The sequence below is a fragment of the Paenibacillus sp. SAFN-054 genome (genome assembly GCF_051966755.1).
GTDB lineage: Bacteria > Bacillota > Bacilli > Paenibacillales > Paenibacillaceae > Paenibacillus_AQ.
Genome location: NZ_JBQCKS010000001.1, coordinates 1,930,720 through 1,952,058 on the forward strand (window position 1 = coordinate 1,930,720; position 21,339 = coordinate 1,952,058).

Consider the following 21,339-nt stretch of genomic DNA (forward strand, 5'->3'; position numbering starts at 1 on the left):
CTTTAAATGGACCTCCCGCAGCATGGCAGCCGGTTACGCTCTTTCCGTTATTCATCCCTCCTTCGGCATTCAATTTTAGCGCGGCAGCACGTCTGTCTGTACCTCCTATCATATAAAGTATCAGGCATGGAACCATGATCTATTTTGATGTGGAGTTGATCATTTTTGAATTGAATTATTCGCTTTCCCTGCGGTACGCGAGCGGACTGACTCCGGTAACCTTTTTGAAAAGCCTGCTGAAATGCTCGGGATTCACATACCCTACCATTTCTGCCACCTCGTATATTTTCAGCCCGTTTTCAAGCCCTTTTTTGGCCTTCTCGATCCGCAGCTGGGTCAAATATTGAATGAAGTTAATGCCCACCTCCTTGGAAAACTGCTTGCTGAGGTAGCTTTCGCTGACCCCGACCATTTGGCTGATCACGGACAGGTGAATTTCCTCGCAGTAATGCTTCTCCAGGATGGCTTTCGTTTTGGCTACAAGCGGGCTCAGCCAGGTTCCGGTACGCTCCGTTTTCGGATGCAGGCTTTCATGCAAAAAGTTCAGGTATTTGTCGCACCACTGCACCGTTTCTTCCCAGGTATCGAGCAGCCGGACCTGCTCCAGCGGATGCGGAAAGGCTTCATGAAGCTCTTCCGGTGACCTGCCCTTGCGGTACAAGAGCGAACCGGCTGTCCAGATCAAATCGGCAAGCTCGGTTCGGATCTGTCCCGGATGGGACGGGAATCTGCCAGCCAGCAGTTCGCAGCAGGTCCCGTAATGCCGTTTCCACATCTCGCCATCCGGGTCATTCAGCGCTTGTACAAGATCAGCTTTGGCCGGCGGCCAGCTTTCCTTCCACTCCTCCTCGGTAACGACTGCCTTCTTCTCGGATTCGGGATAGAAAAGACGGTCGTACCCCTGATAGTAGCTGAGTACGGCCAGCCGTTCGGCCTGCCGGAAGAGACGATTCCATTCCTGCAGCCCGTCCGCCGCATCGCTGACGCCGATGGACAAGTTCAAATTAAGAAACTGCTTCAGCCTGATTTTGATGTCCGTAAGCATTGCGTTGCTAAGCCTCCGCACCGCCATACTGCTGCTTAGCCCGGGAAACGTGAAGAATACATTATATTGCCGTTCGTCGGCGCGGCATACATGGCATACCGCCTCCTGCCGGTCCTTGCCTGCGACCGACTGAACCGTCTGAAGGATCATCCGGTGAATCCGGTCGAGCTGCACCGCTTCCGACAGCCGGATCACCGCTGCAACCTGGTTTTTCTCGCCCATGTGCTTCTTTAAGCGGAGCATGGCGTCATTTAGGCTTTCATCATCTCCGGCGTTAGGAACCGCCGCCTCGTCCATGGCTAACTGGCGGAGTATGGAACAGATCCAGGTGTCTTCATCGGGGTCGGCACCGGAAGCCGATTGACTTTCGCGCTTGTCCAGCGCTTCCACCGTTTTTTGCAGAACAGGCGCAATGTAGGACTCCTCCAAATTGGCCTTCAGCATGTAGTCAAAGGCTCCAAGCACGAAGGACTCCCTCACATAGTCGTAGTCGCCAAAAGCGCTCAGCATGATGGTCAGCGGCTGTTTGGAAAAAGAGGCTCCTCCGAGCGCCTCGAGCAGCTGCACGCCGTTCATCCGCGGCATCTGGATATCCGCGAGTACGATATCGACGTCCTGTCTTTCGCTCAGCTGCTTCAGCGCCTCTTCCCCGTCCCCTGCCTCTCCGATAATCTCGATCTCGCTTGAGGTCAGCGTGATGTATTCGCGCAGCGCCAGTCTGGCCAGCGGCTCGTCATCCACGATAAGCGCCTTGTATTTCCCCATCTTTGCATCCTCCCTACAGCACGTTATTTTAACTGTTCTACCGCCTGGCTCCAGTTCCGGTTTAGCAGCTGCTGCATATCTTCCACGGAAGCGCCGGCGAAAATGTCCTGGGCCGTTTTCTTCTCGTTATACTGCGCTTTGTTCTTCACCATCTCAAAGCGTTCATTCATCCCGTAATACATGAACGGATCGAAGGGGTGTCTGCGTTTGACCTTGTTGAAAAAGGGCTGATCGGACGGAATATTCACCATGGTGGAGGTGTTGCCGGAGTAATTGATGTAATCCTGGTATACTTCGGGACTGTATATCCATTCCAGAAAGGATTTGATCTCATCGACGTTTTTGGAAGCTTTGTTGATTGCCATGTATTGGTCGGGCATTGTGACGGCTTCCAGCGGCTCCCTGGCATCCGATCTCCAAGGAAGGGCAAAAGCATCCAGGTCTTCATCGGTTTTGACGTTAGAAATATAGTCCTGATAATACCACTGGCCGAGCGCGATCATCGCAGCCTTGTTGGACTCAAACAGCTGTTTGGACTCGTCGAATCCGATGCTTAACGCGTCCGAACCCGCCAGCCTGTGCTCAGCGATCGTTTTCAGCAGCTTGGCCGCGGTCTCAAAAGGCGAGTTTCTGCCGAAAGGCTGGAGCGTGTGGGACAAATTGGTGAGGTAATTGGGATCCTTCGAAAGCAGCGGGGGACCGAATTCGATAAAAGGGTAAAAGGTCCAGTCCTCTTTCCCGCCGATCGCAATCGGAATGTACTTGTCATGATTTTTGATCTCTTCGAGCACCTGCACGAATTCGTCCAGCGTTTGCGGAACCTGCAGGTTCAACTCGCGAAAAATACTGGGGTGGTAAAACACGTATTCCGAGAAGGAAACCAGCGGCAAGCCCAGGATATCGCCGTTGTAAACGGCAGGAAAGCGGTTCGACTGGGCTGCCTTGAGCCCATTCAGCGGAAGAAGGGCATCCCGGTATACGGACAAATGAGAAGCCTTTAAGTAAAAAACATCCGGCAAGTCATTGGACGCGAGCCGCACCTTCAGGTACTGGCCGCTGTTATCCGGAATCGTCTCGACCTCTACGGTGACGTTCGGCCGGATCCTGGAGTATTCCTTGACCTTGCTGGTCCAGAACAAAATATCCATCTTCGTCTCCCACATGCCGAATTTGATCTTGACCGGCTGGTCCGGACTGGCTGCCGGAACTCCGCCTCCGTGAAGATTCATAGCCGGATTCAAGGCCATGCGGGACAGCGGCCCACTTCCGCCGATACAAATGAAGGCAAGGAGACAAGCGGCAAGCAGCAGGTTCATCCGTTTCTTCCGAATCATCAGCTTCACTCCCGTTTCCAATGGTTATTGCCGTCGATCAGGCTCTCGCTTCGTCGTCAAGCAAGCTGCTCGTCAGGCTCGCGGATTTGCGGCAGCCGGATGTGGACCACGGTTCCCTGCGGAACATTCGGCTCATACCGCAGACCGTAGTTCGATCCGTAGTGCAGCTGAATCCGTTTATGGACATTCATATTCCCCATTCCGCTGAACGTATGCCTCGGTGTTTCCTCTTCTGCCCGTATCGGCTCCTCCTGCATGCCAACCCCGTTATCGGCGACGGTGATCAGGAGATCCTCCCCATCTGGCTTCGCTGAAATATGGATAAAGCCCTCGTAGTCGATGTCCTTCAGTCCGTGAATAAAGCTGTTTTCCAGAATCGGCTGGATCAGCAGCTTAAGAAGATACAGCCCTTCCGTTCCCGGGTCTATATCCCACTTCGTCACGACGGACTTGCCAAACCGGATTTCCATGATGTACAGATAATGCTTGAGATGATCCACCTCTTCGGCGACGGTCGTGACCAGCCCTCCCCGGTTGAACGAAGATGCAATCAATCTCGTTAGGGCATGGGTCATATTGCGAATATTGTCCGCTTTGCTGATCAGCGCCATGAATTTGATCGAATTCAGCGTATTGATCAGAAAATGCGGATTGATCTGCGACTGCAGGGCGGCAAATTCCGCTTTGCGCTTGTCCACCTCCTGCTGCTCATGCTGCTCCATCAGCTCGCGGATTCTTTCGGTCATGTGATTGAAGGAATGGCCGAGGCTGGCGGTTTCTAGCGTGCCGGCGACCTCTATTTTGGCATTCAGATCCCCATGCGTGACGCGCACCATCTGCCGGAGAAGCTCCAGAATCGGCTTGGTCATATTCGATACGAAATAAAAGGAGATCAGGATAAAGGCAAAAATGATCAGGATCGCCAGGAACCACACGAAGGTATTGACGCTGCGGTAATTGGCCATGAGGTCGGCGTACGGTATTTTCTGCACCACGGCCCAATCCGGGCGGCCCGCATCGACCTTGGCATACGTGATCAGCGTCTTGTCACCGTCCGAATCATCCACATAGGAGCCTTGCTCCATTGCGAACGCGTCGCTCAGGCGGTGCATGGGCAGCTTGCTGCCCCTTTTCAGGATCGTATTGGAGGCGATGATCTCACCCTGCTTGTCGACGATATACAGCGTGGATTCCGTGTTGTCCCGGGACTGCAAAATATGGTCGAACGCGCTGCTCTCAAACGTGAACAGGATCATTTCCAGCTGCGAGGAAGGATTGGAGTAGCCCGGAGACAATGCCGCCACCATCATATAGGGATTATAGTTACCATAAAGAGAGTTTGGCTTCATGCCGATAAAATGAATGAAGTTAGGCTTCTTCAGCGCCGTCTGATACCACTCCTCCTTGCGGATGTCCGCACCTCTTTGCATCAGGTTTTTCAGATAAGAATAGGAAGAGCCGTCATCAAAATAAAAATTGACCGACAGCACGCGGCCCGATACGGAGGCGGTGTATTTCTCGATCAGCACCTTCAACTTATACGTGGCCAGCTGCCTCTGAAACCCGTCCTGCCGGTAAATGTCGTACACCGTGGAAATGACATCCTCATCCAGACCGATGGAAGCAAACAATCCCGAGAGTCGCCCGATCTCCTGGTTGACCGAATAGGCGAGAGCCTCCGCGGTTTGCAGGGAACGGTCGGTATTTTGCTGTAAAATGTCGCGCTTGTAAATGTTCAGGATAATCGAACAGATCAGGAGCATCGGTATAATGACAATGAGGATAAAAAATAGTCTTAATATGGAGGACATTCGCCATTTTTTTCTCATAGAACCCCCTTCTCACCAAAAGGCCTGCGATGCATCGATAGGATTCTATTCCATAGCCCGAATCCAAGTTCCTTTCGGGAGACAAAGGTAGTTGGAATGCGACAAAAACCCGGAAATAAAGGCAAAAAGATTCATCTAGACTTCGAGGGGATTCGCGGATTTACTGCATGAACTGGAGGGGAAACCGGAAGATGCCCCGGAATTTCAGAACCAGACACAAAAAAAAGACCACCAGAGGTGATCTTTTTTCGGTTCACTTTTTGACAAGCCTATTCCTTGAACTGCTTGGTCAGGTTCGCCATTTCAATGGCGGATACGGCCGCATCATACCCCTTGTTGCCCGCTTTGGTGCCCGCCCGTTCCACGGCCTGCTCGATGCTGTCTGTCGTCAATACGCCGAAAATGACCGGGACGCCCGTCTTTAGGCTGGTAGCCGCCACGCCTTTGGCCACCTCGTTGCATACGACATCGTAATGGGAGGTTGCGCCGCGGATAACAGTTCCGAGCGTAATGACGGCGTCATACTTGCCGCTTTCGGCCATTTTGCTTGCGATCAAAGGAATCTCAAACGCTCCAGGCACCCAGGCCACATCGATCTCTTCTTCCCCCGCACCATGCCGCTTCAAACCGTCCAGCGCACCGCCGAGCAGCTTGCTTGTAATGAATTCGTTGAAACGTCCTACCACGATACCGTATTTCAAACCGCTGGAAACCAGGTTACCTTCGAAAATATGTGCCATTCCTGTTCAACCTCTCTGATTTGTAATTTATGATTCCATGCTCAGCATATGTCCTAACTTGGCCTGCTTGGTCTGCAGGTAACGGCTGTTGTCCTCTCGCGCCTCCATTTGGATCGGGACGCGCTCAACGACCTCCAGTCCATGGCCTTCAAGGCCTTTGATCTTTCGAGGGTTGTTGGTTAACAGGCGAATGTGCCGGACACCGAGATCCTTCAGCATTTGCGCCCCGATTCCGTAATCGCGAAGATCCGCCGGGAAGCCCAGCTTAAGATTAGCATCCACCGTATCCAGACCCTGCTCCTGCAGCTCATATGCCTTCAGCTTATTGATGAGACCGATTCCCCGGCCCTCCTGCCGCATGTAGAGCAGCACGCCCGATCCCTCTTCCTCGATCTGCCGGAGTGCAGCGGCGAACTGCGGGCCGCAATCGCAGCGCAGGGAGTGGAACACGTCGCCTGTTAAGCATTCCGAGTGAACCCGTACCAGCACCGGCTTATCGCTGTCAATTGTGCCTTTGACGAGTGCCAAATGCTCTTTATCATCCACCTCATTGGTATAGGCAATCGCCTGGAAAACGCCGAAATCCGTCGGCATTCGGACCTCTGCAGCCCGGTGTACGAGCTCCTCCCGCTGATTGCGGTAATGGATGAGATCCTGGATGGAAATCAGCTTGAGACCGTGCTTCTTCGCAATCCGCTGCAAGTCAGGCAGCCGGGCCATCGTGCCGTCCTCCTTCATGATCTCGCAGATGACGCCTGCGGGAGCCGCGCCGCTTAGCCGGGCCAAATCTACGGCGGCCTCCGTATGGCCTGCCCGCCGGAGCACGCCTCCGTCCTTGGCGATTAGCGGAAACATGTGACCGGGTCTTCGGAAATCACCCGCTGCCGCTGCGGGATCCGCCAGCGCCTTCGCGGTCACCGAACGCTCGCTCGCGGAAATCCCCGTTGTCGTATGAATGAAATCGACCGAGACCGTAAATGCCGTACCGTGATGATCCGTATTTCGGACCGTCATCGGCGCAAGCTCGAGCGCTTCCGCCCGCTCCCTTGCCAGCGGCACGCACACCAGACCGCGACCCTCCGTGATCATGAAATTGATGACCTCGGGCGTCGCCTTCTCCGCCAGTGCTACAAAGTCTCCCTCGTTCTCACGGTCCTCATCGTCCACCACAATGACGATGTTGCCTGACCGGAGCTCTTCAAGTGCATCTTCGATCCGATCGAATTGAATTGGTTCTGTCATGCCATGTCCCCCCTGTGCCTGAACAATTCTTAGTCTATCGCTTTATGCAAAACCGTTCTCTGCCAACGTCTCCAGGCTGATTCCCTTCGCCTGCTGTCTCTCGGATGCCTCGCTGCGTCCCAGCAGCGCATGGACGTATTTTCCGATAATATCGCATTCGAGGTTTACCACTCTGCCGGGCTCGATGCCGTAAAAGGCGGTTTCCGTCAGCGTGTGCGGAATAACGGATATGCTGAAAGTTTCGCCGTCCGTATCCGCTACGGTAAGACTGACGCCATCCACCGTTACCGAACCCTGCGGAATGATATAGGCGGCCATGTCCGGTCTGTCCGGAGCAATCGAGATGATTACCGCATTTTGTTCCTTCCTGACGCTGCGGACCGTGCCGGTCATATCGGCATGCCCCTGGACCAGGTGTCCTCCAAAACGCCCATTGGCTTTCATGGCCCGCTCCAGGTTCAGACGGCTGCCCGGCTTCAGAAGAGCCAGGTTGGAATGCCGGTAAGTCTGCGGAGTCACGTCGACCGAGAATTCATCCTTGCCTATGTTCGTAGCCGTCAGACAAACCCCGTTTACGGCGATGCTGTCGCCGATCCCGATATCGTCCATAATTTTGGATGCCTTGATAACGAGCACCATGGCTTCTCCGTGCCTCGTGATCCTGCCAAGAATACCGATTTCTTCGACCAATCCGGTAAACATCCAGCCTCATCCTCCTTTCCATTGTCATCATTCAAGAATTCGGCCACACCGGTATGCCTGAGATGCGCACATTGTCGCCGATTTGCTCGACTTCCAGCAAATCCAGCTTCGCGGCGTCTCCCATGCGGTGTATCCCTTCAAAGTGAAAGCTACCCGGAGCATCGGCCCCGCCGACGATTTTTGGAGCGAAGTACAGGATAACCCGGTCTACCAGGCGTTCCTTCAACAGGGAGCCGTTCAGTCTTCCCCCGCCCTCGACGAGAATCGATCCGATCTCCATACGGCCCAGCTCCTGCAGAGCCGCCCGCAGATCCACCCTTGGGCCGCTGCCGCAAGGAAGGATCGTAGCCCCCGCCTGCTCCAGCAGCGCTGCCTTGGCCGGATCCGCCTGATTTGTCGTCAGGACAATAACCGGCGCAAGACCGCCACGGATAACCTTGGCATCCGGCAGAAGGGCTAGCCTTGAGTCCACGATGATTCGTATCGGATGCAGGCCGTCCACGCCGTCATGCCTTGTCGTCAATGAGGGATCATCGGCCTGAACCGTTCCGATGCCCACCATGATGGCCTGATGGCGGTGCCGGAGGCTGTGTACCTGAAGTCTCGCCTCCTCATTCGTGATCCACTTGCTGTCTCCCGTATCCGTGGCGATCTTCCCATCTAGCGTACTGGCCGTTTTGATCGTTACGAAGGGCATCCCTGTCGTGATATACTTCGCGAACTTTTCATTCTGCCGAAGTGCTCTTTCCCGCAAGACACCAACCTCTACTTCGATTCCGCTCTGCCTTAACCTTGCAATTCCCGTACCTGCAACCCGAGGATTCGGATCTTCGCAGGCAACCACGACCCGCTTGACCTTGGCCTTCACCAGCAGCTCGCAGCAGGGCGGCGTTCTGCCATAGTGGCTGCACGGCTCCAGCGTAACGTATACCGTGCTGCCATCTGCCTTGTCGCCGGCCATTTGTACGGCGTGCACCTCGGCATGCCCGCTTCCCCGCTGCAGATGCGTTCCCAAGCCGACGACCGCCCCATGGCTCACGATCACGCAGCCCACGACCGGATTGATTCCCGTCTGCCCTTGGGCGCGTTCAGCCATTTCCAATGCCAGTGCCATATAGAATTCGTCGTTCACTACCGGCTCCATGCCTGATTGAACCTCCTCTCCTGGTGAACTGCAACAAAAAAAGCCCTCCGGATCACATCCGGGGGCAGTCTGAGAGTATGTTGAAGACACGCAAATAAAGCTTCCGTCCTCTGCCGGACGGTTCCCGCATACAGGAACGGCAAATAACAGTGCCAATCATCCCGCACATGGCATCGGCAAAGCAAGGCAAATCAAACCCGCCTTCTGCCTGCAACCTGCAAGTGCGTGAAAAAAGACACGTAGCCTCAGCTTTATTGGCGGCCTCGCATGCACGATATGTACCATGCGCTTCCTCTCCTTCTCCCATCCAGACTTTACTGTCGGTCCCGGATTTACACCAGGTCCACCGTCCGCCAAGCTTCACAGCCTCGCGTCCGGGTCACGGACTGAGATGCCGCCGATTCATGGCCCTAAGCCAGGAAGCAACCTGCATCATCACCGCCGGTAGGGAATTTCACCCAACCCCGAAGGATCAACCAATATTTGCTTATGAAAGAAAACTTACCTGAATCGTCAGTCGGCTTTCTTAAAGGAATGGTAACATCGGTTTTCCTAAAATGCAACCCCTCCACCTCCGTCCCCGACCTGAGCATGCAGCGCAAAAAGCCACCTTTCTCCTGCAGCGGCAGGAAAAAAGCGGCTCTTTCGGCCGAGCGGAAATGAAGTTTTTTCCTTTATTCCGCTCCGATTTGATTGTAATTACTCAGCGTCCCACACCTTAACTTCTTTCATGCGGTCGCCTTGCTTCACGGCATCGATGAGTTCCATGCCTTTGGTCACTTTGCCGAACACGGTGTGCACGCCATCAAGATGCGGCTGCGGCTCGTACACGATGAAGAACTGGCTGCCGCCGGTGTTGCGTCCGGCATGCGCCATCGACAATACGCCTTTGGTATGCTTCGTTGTGTTTGTAGCGGTTTCGCAATCGATCGTGTACCCTGGGCCGCCCATTCCGTTGCCGTTCGGACATCCGCCTTGAGCGACAAAGCCCGGAATGACGCGGTGGAAGGACAATCCGTTGTAAAAGCCGGAGTTTGCCAGCTTTTCAAAGTTTGCTACTGTGTTCGGTGCTTCTTCTGGCAGAAATTCTATTTCAACAACTCCACCATTTTCGAGTTCAATCGTACCCTTTTTCATGCAGAATCACTTCCTAATCGATATTTTTAGTAAGGGGCCCGAAGGGCCTGTCCTTTTTTCATCTCGCTTCTGATTGTATCTTACTTTACTGCCTTTTTGCAATTGGATAGAACGCTCTTCTGATGATCCATGAATCTGTCTGCTCTGCTCATAACTCGAAAGCTCGGCGGTTTCGCCAACTTGCAAGCAGCACAAAAAGGATCATTTCCGCATTCCCCAACACAGAAATGATCCTTTTTGCGTTTTTGTTCTTCACCAATTCTTGCTTTGCTGCCGGCTGTCCTATTTCAGAACAGCCTGCTTGCTGATCCGCTCAGGCACCATGTCGTTGCCGATGATATCCTGAAGCGTTTCGCGGCGCACGACCAGATCGCTTTCGCCCTGATTCACGAATACGACCGCCGGGCGGCGAATCCGGTTGTAGTTGCTGGCCATGGAATAGTTGTACGCTCCCGTGCAGGAGACAGCCAGCAAATCACCGCTGTTCACCTTAGGCAGGTCCAGATCCCAGATCAGCATGTCACCGCTCTCGCAGCACTTCCCGGCAACGGAAACCGTTTCTGTGGCAGACTCGTTGGCACGGTTCGCGAGCACAGCTTCGTACTTCGATTCATACAAAGCAGGGCGCGGATTATCCGTCATGCCTCCGTCGACGGCCACATATTTGCGGACGCCTGGAATATCCTTGCTAGTTCCTACAGTGTACAGTGTCGTTCCGGCATCTCCGACGATGCTGCGGCCCGGCTCGACCCAAATTTCAGGCAGCTCGGCGGACCATCCGGTAAAATGCGTTTTAACCGCATCGGTGATCGCTTGAACATACTGCGAAACTTCAAGCGGCGTGTCGCCATCGACATAACGAATGCCGAAACCCCCGCCCAGGTTGACCACTTGGAAGCTTACGCCGAGTTCTCCGTGAACCCGCTGCGCGAATTCAGCCACTCGTTGGACAGCCATCTCAAAGCCTTCCACCTCGAAAATCTGCGACCCGATGTGCGAATGCACGCCGAGCAAATCCAGGTTGGATTGTTCGGATGCAAGCTTTACGGCTTCAAACGCGGATCCGTTTCCGATATCAAACCCGAATTTCGAATCGGTTTGACCGGTCGAGATGTATTCATGCGTATGGGCTTCAACCCCTGGCGTTACACGAAGCAAAATCTGAACGCGCACATTTTTCTCCGCTGCCACGGCATTGAGGAGATGAAGCTCCACCAAGTTGTCCACAACGAAGCAGCCGATTTCGGCATCGATTGCCATTTCGATTTCTTCGAGCGTCTTATTGTTGCCGTGGAAATGAATTCGCTTGGCCGGAAATCCTGCCTGCAATGCCGTGTACAACTCTCCGTCGGAAACGACGTCGAGCGACATGCCTTCCTGATCCGCGATACGGCACATGGCCATGACGCAGAACGCTTTGCTCGCATAAGCGACCTGGAATTTCAATCCCGATGCGCGGAAAGCGGACACGTACTGCTGGCAGCGCTGGCGCACAAGCTCTTCATCAACGATATAGAGCGGCGTTCCATATTTGGCTTTGAGATCCGTAACGTCGCATCCGCCGATTTCCAGATGCCCTGCTGCATTTATTTGACTTGTACCATGTAAGAACATATTCAGCATCCCTTCGCTTTCTATGGAACATGTATAGATTCCATCTGAACTTTTACATCAGTATAACAGAAGGTGGAAGAGAATGAATGGATTTTTATGCACAACATTTGTATTTTCCTACGATTGCTCGGTATTATCCGGATTAGGCGCCATGCGCGTGTTATCCCGCGTTTTGTTGAAGGATGGCCTTTTCTTGGATTCAAGCAGCGGAAAACGAAATAATACGCTGGCCAGCGCCTTTGCATTAAAAGGTATAAACGGCCACAAATAAGATGAATTGTACGACCGGTGCAGCGTTAACAGCAGGATTAACAGCGTCGTGCCGACAACGAAGCCTTGGACCTTGAAGATCGCCACGGCAACCAGAAGGACCAGCCTTACCATCCGGTTCGCAAGGCCCAGCTCATAGCTCGGCGTTGCAAACATTCCTATGGCGGCCACAGCCATATAGAGCACGACTTCATTCACGAACAATCCCGTTTTGACGGCAATATCGCCGACCAGGATCGCTGCAATCAAGCCCATTGCGGAAGCGAGCGGCGTCGGAGTATGAACCGCCGCCAGGCGGAGCAGATCCACCCCGAACTCAACCATCAGGAATTGGGCGATAATAGGAATATCCCCTTTATCATGCGGACCGATAAAATTCAGAAATGCCGGCTTCAGCTCCGGATTGATGACCATCAGCATCCACAGCGGGAGCAGGAACATGGAGGCAAATACCCCGAGAAATCGTACCCACCTCAAATACGTTCCCATAAAGGGGGTCTGCCGGTTCTCTTCCGCATGCTGACATAGATCGAAGAAAGTCGTCGGCATGATCATCACGCTTGGCGAGGTATCCACAAATACGGCAACGCGGCCTTCCAGCAGGTGGGAGGCAACAACGTCCGGCCGTTCGGAGTAGCGGACGAGCGGATACGGATGCCAACCCTTGTTGATAATGGCTTCTTCAAGCTGCTTATCGGCAAGCGGCAGCCCTTCGATATCAAGCCCCTTGATTTTTTCGCGGATGGAATCGACCTGAACTTTGTCAACGATGTCGTCAATATATGCGATGCACACGTCCGTGCGTGTGCGCCTGCCTACCTGAACCAGATCGCTTTTGAGTCCGGGATCCCGAAGCCGTCTGCGCACCAGCGCCACATTGCTCAGCAGCGTCTCAGTAAATCCGTCCCTCGCGCCGCGGACGACCCTCTCGATGCTCGGCTCTTCCGGACTGCGGACGGGGAAGGTGCGGGTATCCATCACAATGGCCGCATGCTCACCTTCAATAAATAAGGCGGACATCCCCATCAGCACTTTATTGATTGTCGAGCTTAGTTTCTTCTCCACTTCCACCTGGACATGCGGAATATAGCAATGAAAAAAGGATTGGAGAGCATCCGCGGATAGCTCGTCCGCTGACAGATAGGTAAGCCGCTTCAGGATTTCCAGCATAATATTGTCCTTGGCAAAGCCGTTGACGAAGAACAGGCCCGTTTTCTGCCCGGCAAGCGTCATTTCCCGGAAGACGATGTCAAACGAGCTTCCCAGCCCCACCACTTCTTTCAGCGTCTCCTTCGTTCGGTCCAGGCTGTCCGATACGTCATCGCTGCGCTGCCAGTAAATGACCGACTCCTCGACTGAATCCGAATGCTCAGACTCCCGCTTCTGCTCCTGTGCCTTTAACGCCCCCTTGCCCTTCTCCGGCTGTCCTTCTCCAGGAGACTTTTTCTCGTCCTCCTTCCGGCTTGCCCGCGCCTCTTCCTGGCCGCCCGGATCGTCTTTCTGCTTCCCCCCTCTTTCCTGGTCCCGGTCCTCCGTATACTGCTGCATCAGCATCGTCAGTTCGGACGAATCCTCCAGGCTCTTCAGCTCTTTCTCTTGCTCATGCTTGTCCATGTGTCCACCCGCACCTTTCGTTTCTTACTTTCTGTAAATAAACCAATCAAACAGGGAGCCTGCCACCTTGCCTGTCACCATTGCCATCAGCAGCCCGAAGAGATAATGGATCATCCGCAGTCTTTTCGCCAAGATCGGCAGAACGTTCAGCACTTCGGTGAGCGCTGCGGCCAGCAGCCCGACGAAGATGCCGTTGAACAGACCGACGATAAATCCGGACCAGCCACCGAGCGACAGCTTCCAGTTCCAAAAATCAAAAACAGTGCCCAGAAGCGATCCTGTCACCATCGCGCCTTCATACCAATGAACCTGGTGATACGACCTCGTCAATTGAGCCAGCCGCGGAATCATATCCAGAACGATAAACAGGGCGATGACGCCGCCACCCACCGCAATGCCGCCCGCAATGCCCAGCAGAATCTGAACCGTCCATCCCAATATGGCATTCAATGCTTGTCACCTGGGTTTTTCGGGTTTTTCTTCAGCTTTTTATATTCCTGGGCGACAACGTACTGGTCGATATTTTCCTGGTAAAGATACATCTCCACTTCCAGAGGAGTAGGCTCCTCATTCCATTTTTTCTTGAACAAGTGATTGAAAAAGACCACCATGCCAAAGCCGATGCCAAAAGAATAGGCCGTCTGAAACAAGTAAGGATGTTCGTCCCGCTTGCCTGTCAGCATCTCCACCGTCCGGATTTGAACCTCCTGCATATTGACGTCCGCATGGAAATTCATAATCGTGAGAGCCGATCCGAAGAACAGCAGCAGCCATACGAGCAAAAAGAGCACTACCGATGGCTTTTTGGGCTTGTTGACAACCTCTACCAGGACATGATGCTGCCCGATCGGTTCGATTCTGGCGCCAGGAATCAGCTCCTGAACCTTGGGAATAATCTGCATCAGGTCAATAAGCAGCAGATTTCCGTCCCAAGTATGCGGCTCTACCAGTTCGAGATGGCGAAGCGGAGCCTCCCACTGCGGGTCGCTAAGTATCCGGGCGACATGCCCGAGTGTTACAATCCTTCCTTGGGTTATCGGCACTCGGCTGCGCAGCTGCAGGTACACCGTAGGTACCGGATCTGGAGACATTCCTACCACTCCTTTGACGGATCAATGACGTTAGTATAGGAAAATCCTTCGTTTTCTAATCAAGAGGTGCAATTAAGGCCAGAAAATGGATCGACCAGAGTTCCCCGCGCATCTGACCCAAGACATTTTTACGGGTTGCAGAACCCTTATAAGCCAAGAACGCCGGCAAACGCAAAAACGGACCCGCCAGGGGGCTTAGCCCCTGACGAGTCCGCTTACGTTCACTGCGCAATCTGATCCCGGATCAGCTGCAATATTTTCTTCTCGAGACGCGACACCTGAACCTGGGATATCCCGAGCCTTGAGGCAACCTCGGACTGGGTCTGATCCCGGTAGTACCTGAGATATACGATCAGTTTTTCGCGTTCGGACAGACCGTCAATCGCTTCGTTCAACGCCAGCTTGTCGAACCACTTCTCCTGGGAATCATCCGCAATCTGATCCATTAAGGTAATCGGGTCTCCATCATTTTCAAACACCGTTTCATGAATGGAGGTCGGGGGCTTGTTCGCCTCCTGCGCGAAAACCACTTCCTCGGGAGTTACTCCGAGTTCATCGGCCACCTCTTTGACCGTCGGCAGGCGGTCCAGGTGCTTCGAGAGCTCGTCCTTTTTCTTCCGGACCTTGTTGGCCATTTCCTTCAGGGAACGGCTGACTTTGAGCGTGCCGTCATCCCGCAGGAAGCGCTGGATTTCTCCGATGATCATCGGTACGGCATAGGTCGAGAATTTGACATCGTAGCTTAAATCGAACTTATCAACAGACTTCAGCAGACCGATACAGCCGATCTGAAACAGATCCTCCGGCTCATAGCCGCGGTTCATGAACCTTTGTACAACGGACCAGACGAGACGGATGTTGCAGTTTACCAGCGTATCGCGGGCCATGCTGTCTCCGGTCTGACTGAGTGCGATCAGACGTTTGACTTCCGCATCTTCCAGATAGGTCTGCGAAGGTTTTTTCACATCAGCATCCATGGCGCCCAACCCCTAATTATACAAAGCTTTCTTGGATTCAATCCTTTTCTTCATCCTGATCGATGTACCGGAGCCGGGCTCGCTGGAAACTTCAAATTCGTCCATGAAGTTCTCCATAATCGTAAATCCCATTCCCGATCTCTCCAGTTCAGGCTTTGACGTATACAGCGGCTGCCGTGCCAGATCCAAGTCCTCGATACCCGCACCCTTGTCTTCCACGATAATCGTAACCGTGTCCTGGACGATCTCGGCATGAATCGTAACCTTGCCTTCCGGATCGCTGTTATAGCCGTGGATAATGCTGTTCGTGACCGCCTCCGATATGACCGTCTTCAGGTCGCTCAGCTCGTCCATGGTCGGATCAAGCTGGGAGATGAATGCCGCGACGGTCACCCTGGCAAAGGATTCATTTTCGGATTTGGAAGCAAACTGAAGCGTCATGAAATTGCGCTGCATAGCTTGATCCTCTTTCATGACACAACCTCCAATCCCGAGAGCGCCTGGCCCTCGTTATCATAAATAGGCATGATCTTGAACAGCCCGGACATGTCCAGCAGACGATAGACCGCCTCATTCACGTCGCATACGGCCATTTTGCCGCCCTTGCTTTTGATCAGCTTGTAGCGTCCCAGAATCACCCCGAGACCGGAACTGTCCATAAACTGCAAATGTTTAAAACTAAGCACCAGATGCTCCGTTTGTCCTCTCTGGATGGATTCATCCAGCTGTAAACGGACATGATCGGCGGTATGGTGATCCAGCTCGCCCGACAAGCGAACGATCAAAGTTGTGCGGTGATGCTCCATTTCCACTTTCAGATTCACGCCTGCTCACTCTCCTTCCTGTCTTGCTACAGGATTTCTACGCAGTAAAAACAGATTCCTGCACCCCGACAAAACTAGAAGAAAACCGCTATCAATCTACAAGAAACAATTTGGCCGTCGTTCGCTTGAACAGCTTCCACCAGCCTGCTTTGCCAACTTGTTCAGGGGATTTCAGCTCGAATTCCTTGAGAACTTTGTCGCCCTGGTAGACGACAAGCTTGCCGAGCACCTGTCCGGACTGAATCGGGGCCTTGATCTCCTTCGGCACCTGCAATTCATGGCGGACGCCTTCGGCCTTGGCATTCTTCTTGAGAAGCACACTGTAGTTCTGACCGGCGGTAAGCGTCAATTCCTTCACATTGCCTTTATTGATTTTGACCGTTCCGATCGTATCTCCCGGCTTGAAAACGGTATGTGTCGTATACTGCGCGAACATGTAGTCGAACATTTTGGATACTTCTTCATTGCGCGTTTTCGTATTCGGTTCGCCGAGCACGACCGCTACGGCTCTCAAATTGCCGTTGACTGCCGTTGCGGAGAGGCAAAATTTAGCCTCGGAGGTGTATCCCGTCTTCAGTCCATCCGCTCCGGTATAGAAGCGCACAAGTTTGTTCGTATTCACGAGCCAGAATGGCTTTTGGGAATCCTTGCGCAGGTAATCCTGGTAGGAACCCGTATACTTGGTGATGTCTTTATGCTTCAGCAGCTCGCGGCTGATGACCGCAATGTCATGCGCCGAGGAATAATGGTTTTCCGTGGGCAGGCCGTTGCAGTTGGAAAAGTGGGTATCCGTCAACCCCAGCTCCTTGACCTTCTCATTCATCATTTCGACGAAGGCTTGCTCGGTCCCGGCGATTTTCTCGGCCATTGCGACCGAAGCGTCGTTGCCCGAAGCCATCGCGATTCCTTTCAGCATTTCATTGACGGTCATTTCCTCACCAGGCTCAAGAAAAATCTGCGAGCCCCCCATCGATGCGGCGTATTCGCTCGTGCGGACCATATCCGTCAGCTTCAGCTTGCCGGAGTCGATGGCCTCCATGGTGAGCAGCATCGTCATGATCTTGGTAATGCTGGCAGGCGGCAGTTTATCATGGCTGTTTTTTTCATAAATAATAGTTCCCGTATCCGCATCCATAAGGATGGCGGACTTGGCGTTCTCCGCAAGCTCGGCGCTCGCGGCCGGCTTGCCCTTCTCCTCAGCGAATCCCGTCTGCGGGATAGCGGCAGCCGATAAGCCAAGCGTAAGCACGGCTGCGAGTAGCATCTTTCTCAAAATAAGTCCCCCTCCTGACCTCTGGTCATTAGTGATATAAGAATTTTGGGATCCCTCACGAGCCTGTGCGCCGCCAGAGTTACAAAATTCAGATATTGCTGCTGTTTTCCAGTGTCGTCAGGTTGGCAGTAAAATATTCCATGAAAAGAAGGCTTCTTCCGAAAAATTTCGGGATAAAAACAAAAAATCCGCAGGTCTCATGACCTGCGGTTGATAATGATATGAATCTATTTCATTCTGCATGGACCCTTGTTACATGTTCGGAATGACCGCAAGCACCAGGCTCAGGAATTTCTCGCGCACGCGATCCGTCGTTTCCATAACTTCATCATGCGAGAGCGGCTGATCCAAAATCCCCGCAGCCATGTTGCTGATGCAGGAAATGCCCAGCACTTCCAGTCCGGCATGACGGGCCACGATCGTTTCGGATACCGTCGACATGCCGACGGCGTCAGCACCCAAAGTGCGCAGCATGCGAATCTCGGCAGGCGTTTCGTAAGTAGGTCCCAGAAGGCCGGCGTATACACCTTCCTGCACCTGGATGCCTTTGGCTGCCGCCGTATCTTTAAGCAGCGAGCGCAAACGGCGGCTGTAGCCTTCGGACATATCCGGGAAACGAACGCCCAAGGACGCATCGTTCGGGCCGATCAGCGGGTTCTTGCCTGTCAGGTTCAGATGGTCCGAGATCAGCATCAGATCCCCTGGCTCATACGAGGTGTTCACGCCGCCGGCTGCATTCGTCACCAGGAGGCTCGTTACGCCCAATTCTTTCATGACGCGAACCGGGAACGCCGTCACTTCCGGACCGTATCCTTCATACATATGGAACCGGCCTTTCATCATGACAACGGCACGTCCTTCAATGGTGCCAAGCAGAAGCTCCCCATCATGTCCTTCTACCGTGGACACCGGAAAGTGAGGGATATCCTGGTAGGGAATTGAAATTCCGTCTTTAATCAAGTCCGCAAGGATACCGAGTCCGGAACCCAGGATCAGTCCTACCTCCGGCTTTACTTCTGTTTTGCTTTGAATGTAGGCTGCGGCCTCTTGAATGATCGTCTGATTAATCGCTGTCATGAGTAAATCTCTCCTTCAATTGGGTTGTTTGCATACGCTCCCGCGGATGATGGCTTTCGTATACGTCCTTCATCGCCTTTTTCGTCAGGGCGCCGTAAATCTGCGTAGTCGAAATATCGCTGTGACCCAGCATTTCCTGCACGGACCGGATGTCGGCCCCGTCTTCCAGCAGATGGGCTGCAAAGGAATGACGCAGCGTATGCGGGGTGATATCCCCGTCTATGCCGGACTCCGCAGCGTACTTCTTGAGTATTTTCCAAAATCCCTGCCGGGTCAATCTCGTTCCTAAATTGTTCAAAAACAGGCTCCGCTCCTGTGGATCACGGACCAGCTCCGGACGCATGTGGTGAACGTACGCCCCTACCGCTTCAGCAGATATGCTGCTGATCGGAAGAACGCGCTCTTTGCCCGAACTGCTTGTACACCTCAGGAACCTCATCTCCGGATTTACGTCTTCCAGATTAAGCGCCATCAGCTCGGACACCTTCATGCCGGTGGCATAGAGCAGCTCCAGCATGGCCTTATCCCTCAAGCCTGCAGGAGCCGAAGTATCCGGCGCTGCCAGCAGGCGTTCGACCTGTTCGACCGTCAACACCTGCGGAACCTTCTTCTCGAGCTTCGGCGCTTCCATATAGAGCGTAGGGTCCTGAGCCAGCAGCGATTCCCTGACCATGTAATGGAAAAAGGAACGCAGCGAGACAAGCTTCCGCGTGACCGTGGATGACGCGAAGCGATGCCCCTTCATGTGGTTCATGTACATGGATATATGAATCTTCTTGATCATATCTACCGAATCGATTCCCTGCTCCTCCATAAAACCGAGAAATTGCTGCAGGTCGCGCTCATAGGATTCGAGCGTGTTGCGAGACAAACCCTTCTCATCACCTATATACCGTATGAAGGACTGAACGTACTGCATCATAAGTTGAAAAAGCTCCTTCGGATAGTTTAGCCGATCCCTTCATTCATTTCGACAAGAAACACTATTTCCCCTGCCTGCCGTTTGTCTATTGTCTATTCCCCATACCAGTAAAAAAACCGCAGCCGGTCGCCCATCATCTCCCCTGTACGGGGCTTGTCGGAAGGCTGAAAGGCCTTCACGGCGTGTCCTTCCGGAATCCGGTAATGATCCACAGGGGTTATCCATGCGCTGATCAGGCCGAACAGCTGGTACAGGATATATGTAAGAGCAATGAAAACAAGCAGGAATTTAAAGGACGATAAGCATCTTCGAATGGATATGATCATCCAATATCACACTCCCCGTTATAAAAAGCTGGTGGGCGATTGTCGCCGACATGATCGTTCATGTTCAGCTTATGTGCCACCACCGGATCGTATGACAAGCCCTGCATGAAGCCACCAAAAAAGCCCTCTCCGGCAGGCACGCCGGCGAGAGCTTGTGATCTTGGAGGATCATTATCCGTTTGTTATTGATCAGGCTTCTTGTCCTCGCTGCGCTGGCTCTCTTCCTTGTCCTTGCAGCGGTAACAGATCCCGTGAAAATCCAGTCGGTGATCGGAAACCGTAAAGTTAAACTCGCGTTCCAGCCGCTCTTCGAGCGGTCCCAGCCAATCCTCGCGGATTTCATCCATGCTGCCGCATTTCACGCAGATCAGATGATGGTGGTGGTGTTTTGCGGTATCCGTCCGCAAATCGTATCTTGCAACGCCATCGCCGAAATTTATCTTTTCTACGACATGCAGTTCGCTGAGCAGCTCGAGGGTGCGGTATACGGTAGCCAGACCGATTTCAGGAGCCTTTTCTTTGACGAGCATGAAAACATCCTCTGCGCTGAGATGGTCTTCTTCATTCTCGAGCAAAACTCTGACGGTAGCTTCCCGCTGGGGTGTCAGCTTATAGCCCTGGGATTGCAATTGTTGTTTGATTTTATCGATCCGCGCTTCCATTTTCTCCCTCCCCACAGGAAAATCACTGCACCTTTGCTATATCACATCTTTCATTATAGGGGGAGTTGCGGAGCAAAGTCAAACGATTTTACTTACATCCCAGGCAGTGCCGCGGTTTCCAGAAGCGCCGGAGTCACCCATTTCATCATGGCCGGAGTCACCCATGTTTCAAAGGAAGAAACGCCGAGCATGATCAGACACATGACGATTGTTAAACCGACATAAGACGCAAAGGGACGTAATACATTCGCACGATTGTGCATCATGACCCTGTTCTTGATCACATGCAGCGAAAAAGCAATGGCGGCCACGCTCGAAACGATCAGAACCGGAATGATGAACAAATTGTGCGGCGCAACCGACACAAGCGCAAACAGCAGCCCTTTCCAGGAAAACTGTCCGACCAGATAACCCACCGTAAACCCGATCAGTACGCCTTTCAGGAAGTCAAGGATGAGAATTCCCGGCAGTCCGATGACGGAAAGCCCAAGGAACCAGATCAGGCCCACCCATTTCAAATGGAGCCCGGCAATATTCCAGAACGATTCGGCAGCCCCGGTCCCTGTATCGCTTTGATCCACGGTAACGAAAAAGTTTTGAAGATACCGACCCAGGTCCTGCTGCTGCTCGAGCGACAATGCATTCACCATGAGAGCACCGAAAATGACCCCGACAAGAAACAGCACGGCCACGAAAATATAAAGCACCGTCTGCTCCTTCAAGGTATGGCGGAAAGTTCGCATACCGAATT

The 21,339-nt window shown here is 53.2% G+C and carries 21 protein-coding genes and 1 riboswitch; all 21 genes read right to left on the bottom strand.

The genetic code is table 11. The annotated features are described in order from the left end of the window. Window positions 1-175: 175 nt before the first annotated feature. Window positions 176-1,810, bottom strand: a complete 1,635-nt coding sequence (locus ACTHPM_RS08735; RefSeq protein WP_440394789.1) for a helix-turn-helix domain-containing protein — start codon at window positions 1,808-1,810, stop codon at window positions 176-178. A gap of 23 nt (window positions 1,811-1,833) precedes the next feature. Further along, window positions 1,834-3,144, bottom strand: a complete 1,311-nt coding sequence (locus tag ACTHPM_RS08740) for an ABC transporter substrate-binding protein (RefSeq protein ID WP_440421510.1) — start codon at window positions 3,142-3,144, stop codon at window positions 1,834-1,836. A 56-nt stretch (window positions 3,145-3,200) separates the two neighbouring features. Beyond that, complete coding sequence (locus tag ACTHPM_RS08745; protein WP_440394791.1) at window positions 3,201-4,973, bottom strand: sensor histidine kinase; 1,773 nt, start codon at window positions 4,971-4,973, stop codon at window positions 3,201-3,203. A 269-nt stretch (window positions 4,974-5,242) separates the two neighbouring features. After that, window positions 5,243-5,713, bottom strand: coding sequence for a 6,7-dimethyl-8-ribityllumazine synthase (ribH, locus tag ACTHPM_RS08750; protein ID WP_440394792.1), 471 nt, complete (start codon window positions 5,711-5,713; stop codon window positions 5,243-5,245). Between the two features lie 27 nt (window positions 5,714-5,740). After that, window positions 5,741-6,955 (bottom strand): bifunctional 3,4-dihydroxy-2-butanone-4-phosphate synthase/GTP cyclohydrolase II, encoded by a 1,215-nt coding sequence (locus tag ACTHPM_RS08755; protein ID WP_440394793.1) that lies wholly within the window; start codon window positions 6,953-6,955, stop codon window positions 5,741-5,743. Between the two features lie 42 nt (window positions 6,956-6,997). Next, window positions 6,998-7,657, bottom strand: coding sequence for a riboflavin synthase (ribE, locus tag ACTHPM_RS08760; protein WP_440394794.1), 660 nt, complete (start codon window positions 7,655-7,657; stop codon window positions 6,998-7,000). 31 nt (window positions 7,658-7,688) lie between these two features. Further along, entirely contained in the window at window positions 7,689-8,801 is a 1,113-nt protein-coding gene (gene ribD, locus ACTHPM_RS08765) for a bifunctional diaminohydroxyphosphoribosylaminopyrimidine deaminase/5-amino-6-(5-phosphoribosylamino)uracil reductase RibD (protein ID WP_440394795.1), read from the bottom strand. A gap of 291 nt (window positions 8,802-9,092) precedes the next feature. After that, window positions 9,093-9,277: riboswitch (FMN riboswitch) on the bottom strand. Between the two features lie 223 nt (window positions 9,278-9,500). Beyond that, complete coding sequence (locus ACTHPM_RS08770; protein WP_440394796.1) at window positions 9,501-9,938, bottom strand: peptidylprolyl isomerase; 438 nt, start codon at window positions 9,936-9,938, stop codon at window positions 9,501-9,503. Window positions 9,939-10,220: 282 nt separating this feature from the next. Continuing rightward, window positions 10,221-11,552: a diaminopimelate decarboxylase gene (gene lysA / locus ACTHPM_RS08775; RefSeq protein ID WP_440395389.1), complete on the bottom strand. Its 1,332-nt coding sequence runs from the start codon at window positions 11,550-11,552 to the stop codon at window positions 10,221-10,223. 117 nt (window positions 11,553-11,669) lie between these two features. Continuing rightward, window positions 11,670-13,436: a spore germination protein gene (locus ACTHPM_RS08780; RefSeq protein WP_440394797.1), complete on the bottom strand. Its 1,767-nt coding sequence runs from the start codon at window positions 13,434-13,436 to the stop codon at window positions 11,670-11,672. 24 nt (window positions 13,437-13,460) lie between these two features. Further along, on the bottom strand, window positions 13,461-13,886 hold the full coding sequence (locus tag ACTHPM_RS08785; RefSeq protein ID WP_440394798.1) for a stage V sporulation protein AB: 426 nt from the start codon (window positions 13,884-13,886) through the stop codon (window positions 13,461-13,463). Then, the gene (locus ACTHPM_RS08790) at window positions 13,883-14,527 is read right to left on the bottom strand and encodes a stage V sporulation protein AA (protein ID WP_440394799.1); all 645 of its coding nucleotides are present in this window, start codon (window positions 14,525-14,527) and stop codon (window positions 13,883-13,885) included. The genes ACTHPM_RS08785 and ACTHPM_RS08790 overlap by 4 nt, the downstream gene beginning before the upstream one ends. A gap of 221 nt (window positions 14,528-14,748) precedes the next feature. After that, window positions 14,749-15,504 carry an RNA polymerase sporulation sigma factor SigF gene (gene sigF / locus ACTHPM_RS08795; protein WP_440394800.1) on the bottom strand — a complete coding sequence of 252 codons (756 nt, stop codon included), beginning with the start codon at window positions 15,502-15,504 and terminating at the stop codon, window positions 14,749-14,751. Between the two features lie 12 nt (window positions 15,505-15,516). After that, entirely contained in the window at window positions 15,517-15,978 is a 462-nt protein-coding gene (gene spoIIAB / locus ACTHPM_RS08800) for an anti-sigma F factor (RefSeq protein ID WP_440394801.1), read from the bottom strand. Further along, window positions 15,975-16,328 carry an anti-sigma F factor antagonist gene (gene spoIIAA, locus ACTHPM_RS08805; protein WP_440394802.1) on the bottom strand — a complete coding sequence of 118 codons (354 nt, stop codon included), beginning with the start codon at window positions 16,326-16,328 and terminating at the stop codon, window positions 15,975-15,977. The genes spoIIAB and spoIIAA overlap by 4 nt, the downstream gene beginning before the upstream one ends. 91 nt (window positions 16,329-16,419) lie before the next feature. Beyond that, complete coding sequence (locus tag ACTHPM_RS08810; protein ID WP_440394803.1) at window positions 16,420-17,601, bottom strand: D-alanyl-D-alanine carboxypeptidase family protein; 1,182 nt, start codon at window positions 17,599-17,601, stop codon at window positions 16,420-16,422. Between the two features lie 252 nt (window positions 17,602-17,853). After that, on the bottom strand, window positions 17,854-18,678 hold the full coding sequence (locus ACTHPM_RS08815) for a purine-nucleoside phosphorylase (RefSeq protein WP_440394804.1): 825 nt from the start codon (window positions 18,676-18,678) through the stop codon (window positions 17,854-17,856). Continuing rightward, window positions 18,665-19,600 carry a site-specific tyrosine recombinase XerD gene (xerD, locus tag ACTHPM_RS08820; protein ID WP_440394805.1) on the bottom strand — a complete coding sequence of 312 codons (936 nt, stop codon included), beginning with the start codon at window positions 19,598-19,600 and terminating at the stop codon, window positions 18,665-18,667. Before xerD ends, ACTHPM_RS08815 begins: the two co-directional genes overlap by 14 nt. A 92-nt stretch (window positions 19,601-19,692) precedes the next feature. After that, window positions 19,693-19,926, bottom strand: coding sequence for a DUF4227 family protein (locus ACTHPM_RS08825; protein ID WP_440394806.1), 234 nt, complete (start codon window positions 19,924-19,926; stop codon window positions 19,693-19,695). Window positions 19,927-20,108: 182 nt separating this feature from the next. After that, window positions 20,109-20,588 carry a ferric iron uptake transcriptional regulator gene (fur, locus tag ACTHPM_RS08830; RefSeq protein ID WP_440394807.1) on the bottom strand — a complete coding sequence of 160 codons (480 nt, stop codon included), beginning with the start codon at window positions 20,586-20,588 and terminating at the stop codon, window positions 20,109-20,111. Window positions 20,589-20,680: 92 nt separating this feature from the next. After that, window positions 20,681-21,331, bottom strand: a complete 651-nt coding sequence (spoIIM, locus tag ACTHPM_RS08835; protein WP_440394808.1) for a stage II sporulation protein M — start codon at window positions 21,329-21,331, stop codon at window positions 20,681-20,683. Window positions 21,332-21,339 lie beyond the last annotated feature (8 nt).